The following is an 8,355-nucleotide window of genomic DNA, read 5'->3' as shown; positions in this document are numbered from 1 at the left end:
TGGGAGCATCGCTTTGGGAATATCTAAAGCTTTAAGTAGAGTTTCATCCCAATCGAGTTTGTGAATATCGAACAGCATGGTACGTGAGGCATTGGTAAAGTCTGTGACATGCACTTCGCCATGGGTCAATTTCCAGATCAACCATGTATCCACTGTACCAAACAGTAGCTCACCCTTTTCGGCTTTTTCACGGCTACCCTCGACATGATCGAGTATCCATTTAATTTTTGTGCCTGAAAAATACGGATCAATGACTAGACCTGTCACACTTTTAACGTGTTCTTCTAAACCTTGTTGTTTCAGTTGATTGCAGATTTCGGTGCTTTGTCGGCTCTGCCAAACGATCGCATTGTAAATTGGCTTACCTGTGTGTTTATCCCATACAATCGTAGTTTCCCGTTGGTTGGTAATGCCGATCGCCGCCACTTGTTCACTCGAAATCCCTGCATGTGCCAATGCCTCAACCCACACCGAACTTTGTGTCGCCCAAATCTCCATCGGATCATGCTCAACCCAACCTGATTTTGGATAGATCTGACTAAATTCACGCTGTGCAATACTGACCACTTTGGCATCATGATCAAACACGATCGCTCTTGAACTGGTGGTGCCTTGATCAAAAGCGACGATATATTTTTTTGCTGTAGCGTTCATGCATTGTTCCAGACTGTAGCTTTTGGTTGTTTGCTGTTGATGTTGTGCATGCAATTTTTTCTCATTAATGATGAGTAGCACGGGAATTGGTCTATTTATCAAGCAAACTTCGCCGAACAATACTCTATAAAAAACAATTGCTTTGAATTTAATGAATATCATAGCGAATCTTTTTCGAAAATGAAAATAGCGCAACGCTGAATGTTACATAATATTTTCCAAGTCAAGTGCTTAAAATACTAAACATCGCTATAATCTGAAGGGTTAGCGAGGTGGTGCCAATGGATGTACATGGTTTTAAAAATTTTCAGGAAGTCGGTCAAAGCGTTTTAAAATTTTTACACGCTCGATATGGCTTTGATCTGTGGATGATTACTCGAGTAGAGGATAAAGACTGGATCGTATTGCAATCTGAAGATTATGCCTATGATGTCAAGCCTGGTCATGTATTTTGTTGGGAAGATTCATTTTGCTCACACATGGTTAAAGGCAAAGCACCCCGTATCGCACCACGCTCTGAAGAAATTCCATTGTATGCCAATGCGCCGATTGCACAGCAAGTTCCGATCAAAGCCTATATCGGACAGCCGCTATATCATGAAGATGGCAGTATCTTTGGAACGATCTGTGCAGTCGATCCGCAACCTCAGCCCAAATCTTTACTCGATGAAGCGCCTTTAATTGAACAAATGGCAGCGCTTCTCAGTCACATTTTACAAGCAGAGCTACGTGCCAGCGCCCAACTTCGCCAACTTGAACGCCTACAAGTCGAAGCATTAACAGATCACCTTACTGGCTTAGTCAATCGCCGTGGCTGGGATCAAGTCATTGATGCCGAAGAAGCACGATGCAAACTTTATGGGCATCCTGTTGCGATCATCATTATCGATCTCAATGATCTTAAAATCACCAATGATCTATTCGGTCATTCTGCAGGTGATGAATTATTGCAAGCCACCGCCAAGGTATTAAAAGCATCCATCTCGGATCAACACATGATCGCCCGACTTGGCGGTGATGAATTTGCGATTTTGTGTATCGATACCGTGCTAGTCGATGCGGAAAAAATCTGCCAACATCTAGAAGATGCACTCAACCACGCCAATATTTCTGCTGCGCTCGGTATGGCAATGCGTGATCCAAGTCGAGGTTTGTTGCATGCAGCGCAGCAAGCTGATCTCAACATGTACCAAGCCAAAAAAGAAAAAATACAGACCTAAGTCTAACTACTGAATGAATGTTGTTCGGCTGACAGCTTTTTTGCACTTTGGTCTGACCTTAAATCCATGTACTATGAGCAGGACAGTTTTACGATGTTTAAGCTTATTCACATGATAAATACCCGCACATCTTCCAATCTAATCAAACTAACCAGTATTGCTGCGTTAAGCATTGTCATCAGTGCATGTGACTTTGGTAATAAAAAACCAAATCCAACGCCTGTACAAAAAGCCCGTGAACCTGTGATCGCCCTTGCATTGGGTGGTGGTGGTGCCAAAGGTTTTGCCCATATTGGTGTGATCAAAGTCCTCGAGTCACATGGCATCAAAGCCAAGATTGTCACTGGTACTAGTGCAGGCAGTTTTGTGGGGAGTATTTATGCCTCTGGAAAAACACCATACCAATTGCAAGAAATTGCGCTAAAACTTGAAGAGTCTGATATTCGAGATCTCACTCTTAGCCGTCAAGGTTTCGTGGTCGGGCAAAAGTTGCAAGATTATGTCAACCAACAAGTGGGTAATAAATCTATTCAGCAGTTTCCAAAGCGCTTTGCCGCTGTGGCAACTGAGCTAAATACAGGCAAGAAAACTGACTTTATCAAAGGCAATGCAGGGCAAGCTGTGCGTGCTTCATGCAGTATTCCAAACGTCTTTGTTCCTGCATTGATCGGCGGGAAAAAATATGTCGATGGTGGTTTAGTGAGCCCAATTCCTGTGAGCACCGCAAAAAGTATGGGCGCCGATATCGTGATTGCAGTGGATATCTCTGCTCGTCCAAAGAATGCCAAATCTATGAGTCTATGGGGCTTGCTTGACCAAACCATTAACATCATGGGACAGCAAAGTATTAATAACGAACTCAAACAAGCTGATGTGGTGATCCAACCTGCGATTGGGCATCTTGGTGTGCTAGATCTCGAGGCACGCAATGAGTCGATCCTTGAGGGTGAGCGAGCAGCACAACGCCAAATGCCAAAGATCAAAAAAATCATTGCTGAATTCAAACAATCGCCACAAGCCTTTTTAGCACCGCCAAAGGCTCAGTTTTAAAACTTCACTTGTAATTTCAGCTAAGATGACAAAAAACTTATTTCATAAAAAGGACATTGCGAATGAATTATAATATCGAACCGTGGCACTGGCTGATACTTGGCTTGATCTTGATGGTGCTTGAGATTTTTATTCCAAGTTTTACCATTTTTTGGTTTGGTTTGGCTGCGGTGGTTGTCAGTGGCTTAGTGTGGTTGATTCCGATCTTACCTATCGCCATGCAAATTTTTATTTGGGTCGTTTTATCCGTCGTCGTGATGGTACTTTGGTTTAAGTTTGCCAAACCTGCACTATCGAAAGATGCGACCAATGCAGGACTTTCACGTGAAGCAACCATTGGACAAGTGGGTATGGTGATTCAAGTGTTGCCAGAGCATAACGAAGTAGTTGTTCGCTTCCCAATGCCTGTACTTGGTGCAGATGAATGGACTTGTAGAATATTGGCTTCTGTCGCTGTTGGTGATCGAGTGACTGTCACAGACATTTTAGGCAATCAATTGGTCGTACAGCCACATCAAACAAAATAATGAATACGATGAAAGTGTATCAATCACTGATCGTCATTGAACAGAATTTTTATAAGAGGAAAATTTCATGGAATTTGTAATTATATTACTGGTATTAGCCGTTGTGGTTGCCTACAACATGGTGGCGATTGTACCACAAGGCTTTAAATTCATCGTACAGCGTTGGGGAAAATACAACCGTACGTTAACACCAGGGATTAACTGGATTATTCCCTTTATGGACAAAGTGGCATTTAAAGTCACCACCAAAGACATTGTACTCGATATTCCTTCTCAGGAAGTCATTACCCTTGATAATGCTGTCTTGATTATGAATGCTGTGTCGTACATCAATATCACTACCCCTGAAAAAGCAGTCTACGGTATCGAAAACTATACTTGGGCGATCCAAAATCTAGTCCAAACAACGCTTCGTTCAATCGTTGGTGAGATGAATCTTGATGATGCGTTGTCCTCTCGTGATCACATCAAGGCAAAACTCAAAGCGGCGATTTCTGATGATATTGCCGACTGGGGAATCACCTTAAAAACAGTTGAAATCCAAGACATCAAGCCATCATCAACCATGCAGTCTGCGATGGAATCCCAAGCAGCTGCTGAACGTCAGCGCCGTGCAACAGTCACCAAAGCCGATGGTGAAAAACAGGCTGCGATCTTAGAGGCAGATGGTCGCCTTGAAGCATCTAGACGTGATGCAGAAGCACAAGTTGTACTCGCTCGTGCATCTCAAGAAGCAATTGGTCTAGTAACTGATGCAATTGGTGATAAAGAAATTCCTGTGGCGTATTTACTCGGTGAGCAATATGTCAAAGCAATGCAGGAAATGTCGAAATCGAATAATGCCAAGACTGTGGTCTTACCTGCCGACTTGATGAATACCATCAAAGGTGTGATGGGTAGAAACTAACCCACCAACTTTAAAAATGTAAATTTAAATGGCTTCTATCGTTTACTAATATTGTTGACTGAATAGAAGCCATTTTTATTGCTTTAAAGTTTGCCAAACGATGTCATTCAGTCTGAAAGTTGTCTATATGATTGAACTAAATTTATAAGCTCAGAAACTGATTTAACGCAGAATAATTATAATTTCTTAGAACCAATTAATAACGCAAAATGAAACAAATCCCCTGCTCAAGTCTATACAAATTTTGCACCTATTTTATGATATTATTCACTTATTATTGAAAAAGTTAGATTTAGGCAGAGCTACATGATGCCAGCAAATGAGCTACGTATTGATTTCATCGAAAGCGCTTTAGAAACCTTACAAATTGAGCAACAAGCCTTAAAGATATTGTCACAGCAGATTGATCAACGCTTCGTTGATGCGTGTGAGATTATTTTGAAGTGTAAAGGTCGTGTGGTCGTTACAGGCATGGGAAAGTCAGGTCATATCGGTCGTAAAATGGCTGCGACACTTGCTTCAACAGGTACACCCTCTTTCTTTATGCACCCTGGCGAAGCAGGTCATGGCGATTTGGGTATGCTCGTTCGTGGTGATGTGTTAATTGCGATTTCCAACTCTGGTAAAAGCGATGAAATCATGATGTTGATGCCTTTGATCAAACATCTCGATGTACCACTGATTACCATTAGTGCAGACGACACTGGCCCAATGCCTCAAAATGCCAATGTTGCATTAACACTCGGTAAAGCTCAAGAGGCGTGTCCTTTAGGCTTAGCGCCAACCTCAAGTACCACTGCAACACTCGCACTTGGCGATGCGCTTGCTGTGGCTTTGCTTGAAGCACGTGGCTTTACTGCAGATGATTTTGCACGTTCACATCCTGCGGGCGCATTAGGCAAGCGACTTTTATTGCATGTGACACACCTGATGCACACGGGTGATGAACTTCCAACCGTATCGCCCAACACACCATTGAACAAAGCATTGTATGAAATGACTAATAAGCGTTTGGGAATGACCACCATTGTCGATGAGGAGCATAAACTTCTCGGCATATTTACTGATGGTGACTTGCGCCGTTTATTGGATCATGAACAACAACTTAGCTTAGATGTCCCTGTATCTGAAGTGATGACTAAAAGCCCTTTCACCATCAATGCTAATGCACGTGCAGTATCTGCGCTCGATTCATTGAAAGAAAAGAAAATCAATCAATTCGTCGTGATTGATGATCAGGACAAAGTCGTTGGTGTGATTAGTATGCATGACTTAATCAGTGCAGGAGTATAAACATGGGTTCTTTTGCACTTCTCGAAAAAGCATTACACATCAAAGCATTGGTTTTAGATGTCGATGGTATTCTGAGCGATGGTTTCGTGACCTTTACCAATAATGGTGATGAGATCAAAAACTTTGACATTCGTGATGGCTTAGGTATGAAGCTTGTGCAATCTATCGGCATGAAAGTCATCATTATCACAGGTCGCAAAAGTTATATCGTCGATAAACGTATGTCTGATCTTGGTGTGGATTTTGTTTTTCAGGGGCGTGAAGACAAAGGCACTGCCCTGCGAGAAGCTTGCGCTCAGCTCAACCTTTTGCCTGAAGACTGCTTATATATGGGTGATGACTGGCCTGATCTGTCTGCTTTTGCACTTGCAGGTGTCAAAGTCACTGTACCAAATGGTCACGTAGAAGTCCGTCGTAGAGCAGATTTAGTCACTGAAGCGGTTGGTGGTCGAGGTGCAGTACGAGAAGTCTGCGATATGCTACTGCATGCAAAGGGCGAATATGAAAACGTCCTTGAAAAATTCCTCTACCCACCACATTAATATACGCATAAAATGATTGGATAATGTACGCTTCCAATCTAGTACATTGTAATGGAATATTTATCAGCAAACAGGCTTTAACCTATGGATACACGACTGCTTTACAGTATTACACTGGTCATTGTAACCGTGGTTGCAGGCTTTTATTACTTCAGTGGTAAAAGTAAACGCCTTGAGGCAAATAATCAGTCCAACCTCAACTCCAATGCCAAGAACATTCAAGTCACGCAAACCGATGAACAAGGACAACTGTATGCCAAGTCCACGATTCAAGGCATGACCTTGAACATGCAAACAGGCGATGCTGTACTTGAGCAGTTGAAAGGTGTGCAGTATGTAGATGGTAAACTCAATGCGAGCTTCCATGCCGATCAAGGCTTTGCAACTAATGATTATGAAAATGTAACTCTCGTCGGCAATGTTCGAGTATCAAAGCTCAGTGACCAACAAACGCCAAGCATCACTTTTGACACCGATCAGCTCAATGGTAATACCAAAACCAATCAAATCTTTACAGATCGTTCAGTAACGATCACCAGTCCACAGGCAAAATTTCAAAGTCAGGGCTTAAAAGCCAATATGAATACTGGCGAATATGAATTTTTTGAAATTCGAGGTCTTTATGAACCAGCGTCCTAATCGTTTTTCTTCACGATCAGCTTTAACACTGCTTATTGTGGGAACAACATTATTGAGTAGTAGTGCTGTATTTGCTTTGGCAAGTGACCGTCAAAAGCCGATTAGCCTTGAAGCAGAACGTGCGACCTTTAATGAAAAGACTGGTGTGACTACGTATACAGGCAATGTGGTGATCCAACAAGGCACCTTAAAGCTTGAAGCTGATGCCATCGTTGCCAATCTCAACAGCAATAATCAAATCAAAACCGTCACTGCCAATGGCTCTCCTGCCAAATTCCAACAACAAATGGATAGCAATAAAGGGCTCGCACGTGGCGAAGGCAAACGTATCAATTACAATGCAGAAACTGGCATCATTACCTTATCAGGCAATGCCTTTTTAAGCCAAAATGGTGCGACCTTCCGAGGTGAAAATCTCAAATACAGCATGAGCAAAGGTGACATTCAAGCCGATGGCGGCAGCACTGGTCAGAAAAAAGGACGCATTCAAATCGTCATTCCACCATCTGCACAACAAAGCCTTTCTGGAGTAAATGATTAATGAGCACTTCTGCCGTGCAAACATTATGTATTCAACATCTCGCAAAGAATTATAGCAAACGCTGGGTGGTCAAAGACGTTTCTTTTGCAATCCAAAGCGGTCAGATCGTCGGCTTACTCGGTCCAAATGGCGCAGGTAAAACCACAAGCTTCTACATGGTCGTGGGCTTGGTGCGCATGGACAAAGGTGCAATACACTTAGATGATAAGGATTTATCAAACTTATCAATGCATGAGCGTGCACGACAGGGGATTGGCTATTTGCCTCAAGAAGCTTCTATTTTCCGTAAATTGACCATTGGTCAAAACATCATGGCGATCTTGGAAACTCGAAATGATCTAAACAAGCAACAACGCAAACAACGTCTTGATGAATTATTGGAAGATTTTAAAATTACCCATATTCGTGATTCACTGGGTATGAGCGTATCGGGTGGTGAACGTCGCCGTGCTGAGATTGCACGTGCCCTTGCCTCTGATCCAAAATTTATGCTCCTTGATGAGCCATTCGCAGGCGTTGACCCGATCTCGGTCAATGACATTAAAGACATTGTAAAAAATTTAAAAGATCGTGGTATCGGTGTACTTATCACCGATCATAATGTGCGTGAAACTTTGGCGATTTGTGAAAAGGCGTATATCGTGTCTGAAGGCAGTGTGATTGCGGAAGGCACACCGCAACATATCTTGGAAAATGATACGGTACGTCGTGTTTATTTGGGTGATGATTTTAAGGTTTAATGAAAATATTACTTACCACTAATTTCTCAATTTTCTAAAAAGTTGTAATAAGAAAAAGCCCCAATCTTTTGATTGAGGCTTTTAGAATATGGAGCGGGAAACGAGACTCGAACTCGCGACCCCAACCTTGGCAAAAGTCACCCACTTTTTTATAATAAATTTCATTAAGTGACATTATCTGAAATCATTGTATATCAATACATTTAGGAAAAGCAAGCATTCAGAGATCATTTTAAATATCG

The 8,355-nt window shown here is 42.2% G+C and carries 10 protein-coding genes; 9 read left to right on the top strand and 1 reads right to left on the bottom strand.

What is annotated here, in order from left to right:
• On the bottom strand, positions 1-654 hold a 654-nt coding region (locus ACE3PQ_RS01185), incomplete at its 3' end, for an FGGY family carbohydrate kinase (RefSeq protein WP_374294463.1).
• A gap of 281 nt (positions 655-935) precedes the next feature.
• Here ACE3PQ_RS01185 and ACE3PQ_RS01180 point away from each other — a divergent pair.
• From ACE3PQ_RS01180 to lptB, 9 genes are all read left to right on the top strand, one after another.
• Positions 936-1,874 (top strand): diguanylate cyclase, encoded by a 939-nt coding sequence (locus tag ACE3PQ_RS01180; RefSeq protein ID WP_374294461.1) that lies wholly within the window; start codon positions 936-938, stop codon positions 1,872-1,874.
• A gap of 111 nt (positions 1,875-1,985) precedes the next feature.
• Positions 1,986-2,924, top strand: coding sequence for a patatin-like phospholipase family protein (locus ACE3PQ_RS01175; protein WP_374294459.1), 939 nt, complete (start codon positions 1,986-1,988; stop codon positions 2,922-2,924).
• A gap of 62 nt (positions 2,925-2,986) precedes the next feature.
• Positions 2,987-3,451: an NfeD family protein gene (locus ACE3PQ_RS01170; protein WP_374294457.1), complete on the top strand. Its 465-nt coding sequence runs from the start codon at positions 2,987-2,989 to the stop codon at positions 3,449-3,451.
• A gap of 67 nt (positions 3,452-3,518) precedes the next feature.
• Positions 3,519-4,358 carry an SPFH domain-containing protein gene (locus tag ACE3PQ_RS01165; RefSeq protein WP_374294455.1) on the top strand — a complete coding sequence of 280 codons (840 nt, stop codon included), beginning with the start codon at positions 3,519-3,521 and terminating at the stop codon, positions 4,356-4,358.
• 309 nt (positions 4,359-4,667) lie between these two features.
• Complete coding sequence (locus tag ACE3PQ_RS01160; RefSeq protein ID WP_374294465.1) at positions 4,668-5,651, top strand: KpsF/GutQ family sugar-phosphate isomerase; 984 nt, start codon at positions 4,668-4,670, stop codon at positions 5,649-5,651.
• Positions 5,652-5,653: 2 nt separating this feature from the next.
• Positions 5,654-6,193, top strand: a complete 540-nt coding sequence (locus ACE3PQ_RS01155; protein WP_374294453.1) for a KdsC family phosphatase — start codon at positions 5,654-5,656, stop codon at positions 6,191-6,193.
• Between the two features lie 84 nt (positions 6,194-6,277).
• The gene (gene lptC, locus ACE3PQ_RS01150; protein WP_374294451.1) at positions 6,278-6,832 is read left to right on the top strand and encodes an LPS export ABC transporter periplasmic protein LptC; all 555 of its coding nucleotides are present in this window, start codon (positions 6,278-6,280) and stop codon (positions 6,830-6,832) included.
• Positions 6,816-7,373, top strand: coding sequence for a lipopolysaccharide transport periplasmic protein LptA (lptA, locus tag ACE3PQ_RS01145; RefSeq protein ID WP_241573749.1), 558 nt, complete (start codon positions 6,816-6,818; stop codon positions 7,371-7,373). The genes lptC and lptA overlap by 17 nt, the downstream gene beginning before the upstream one ends.
• Entirely contained in the window at positions 7,373-8,113 is a 741-nt protein-coding gene (gene lptB / locus ACE3PQ_RS01140; protein WP_374294449.1) for an LPS export ABC transporter ATP-binding protein, read from the top strand. The genes lptA and lptB overlap by 1 nt, the downstream gene beginning before the upstream one ends.
• Positions 8,114-8,355 lie beyond the last annotated feature (242 nt).

Origin of the sequence: Acinetobacter sp. (genome assembly GCF_041911495.1) — a bacterium.
Classification (GTDB): domain Bacteria; phylum Pseudomonadota; class Gammaproteobacteria; order Pseudomonadales; family Moraxellaceae; genus Acinetobacter.
Note: the sequence above shows the minus strand (reverse complement) of the source record. Positions and strands in the feature narration are given on the sequence as shown.

Coding starts and splice junctions, on each gene's coding strand:
- lptC (WP_374294451.1), top strand. CDS start 6,278: ATGGATACACGACTGCTTTACAGTATTACACTGGTCATTGTAACCGTG.
- lptB (WP_374294449.1), top strand. CDS start 7,373: ATGAGCACTTCTGCCGTGCAAACATTATGTATTCAACATCTCGCAAAG.
- ACE3PQ_RS01180 (WP_374294461.1), top strand. CDS start 936: ATGGATGTACATGGTTTTAAAAATTTTCAGGAAGTCGGTCAAAGCGTT.
- ACE3PQ_RS01155 (WP_374294453.1), top strand. CDS start 5,654: ATGGGTTCTTTTGCACTTCTCGAAAAAGCATTACACATCAAAGCATTG.
- ACE3PQ_RS01165 (WP_374294455.1), top strand. CDS start 3,519: ATGGAATTTGTAATTATATTACTGGTATTAGCCGTTGTGGTTGCCTAC.
- ACE3PQ_RS01170 (WP_374294457.1), top strand. CDS start 2,987: ATGAATTATAATATCGAACCGTGGCACTGGCTGATACTTGGCTTGATC.
- lptA (WP_241573749.1), top strand. CDS start 6,816: ATGAACCAGCGTCCTAATCGTTTTTCTTCACGATCAGCTTTAACACTG.
- ACE3PQ_RS01160 (WP_374294465.1), top strand. CDS start 4,668: ATGCCAGCAAATGAGCTACGTATTGATTTCATCGAAAGCGCTTTAGAA.
- ACE3PQ_RS01175 (WP_374294459.1), top strand. CDS start 1,986: ATGATAAATACCCGCACATCTTCCAATCTAATCAAACTAACCAGTATT.